This window comes from Paenibacillus vulneris (assembly GCF_039543185.1).
GTDB classification, from domain to species: Bacteria; Bacillota; Bacilli; order Paenibacillales; family NBRC-103111; genus Paenibacillus_S; species Paenibacillus_S vulneris.
Window position 1 is genome coordinate 1 of record NZ_BAABJG010000043.1, and the last position, 589, is coordinate 589.

Genomic DNA, 589 nt, shown 5'->3' on the forward strand with positions numbered 1-589 from the left:
AGCCGTATCGGAAGGTGCGGCTGGATCACCTCCTTTCTATGGAGTCCATGATGACTGTAGGTCATCGGACAAATAAGCAACTGATTAACAGTTGCAACAGCATTCACTCGTTGCTCAGTTTTGAGAGGGTAATACTTCTCCATATTCGTTTGGTGATGATGGCGGAAGGGAACCACGCGTACCCATACCGAACACGAACGTTAAGCCTTCCAGCGTCGATGGTACTTGGACCGAAGGGTCCTGGGAGAGTAGAACGTCGCCAAGCGAACCCAATTATGGGTTTGTAATAAGTTCATGAGGGCCCTTAGCTCAGCTGGTTAGAGCGCACCCCTGATAAGGGTGAGGTCGGTGGTTCGAGTCCACTAGGGCCCACCATACAATTTTATATTATGATATGGGGCCATAGCTCAGCTGGGAGAGCGCCTGCCTTGCAAGCAGGAGGTCAGCGGTTCGATCCCGCTTGGCTCCACCAATATTCTGTTAGCGGACATCAAGCATTTGATGTGACAGTTACAGAGCGATTGTTCCTTGAAAACTAGATACAGAAATACAATGCGTAGAGCAATACAACGTGTATTAGCATGGTTAA

At 48.9% G+C, this 589-nt stretch carries 2 tRNA genes and 1 rRNA gene; all 3 read left to right on the plus strand.

Annotated elements, in window-relative coordinates:
• The first annotated feature begins 148 nt into the window (after positions 1-148).
• The 3 genes from rrf (at position 149) to ABEA66_RS29095 (ending at position 472) form a co-directional block, all read left to right on the plus strand.
• Positions 149-265 (plus strand): 5S ribosomal RNA (gene rrf, locus ABEA66_RS29085).
• A gap of 33 nt (positions 266-298) precedes the next feature.
• Positions 299-375 (plus strand) — tRNA-Ile (locus ABEA66_RS29090).
• Positions 376-396: 21 nt separating this feature from the next.
• Positions 397-472: transfer RNA gene (locus ABEA66_RS29095), tRNA-Ala, on the plus strand.
• The last annotated feature ends 117 nt before the right edge of the window (positions 473-589 follow it).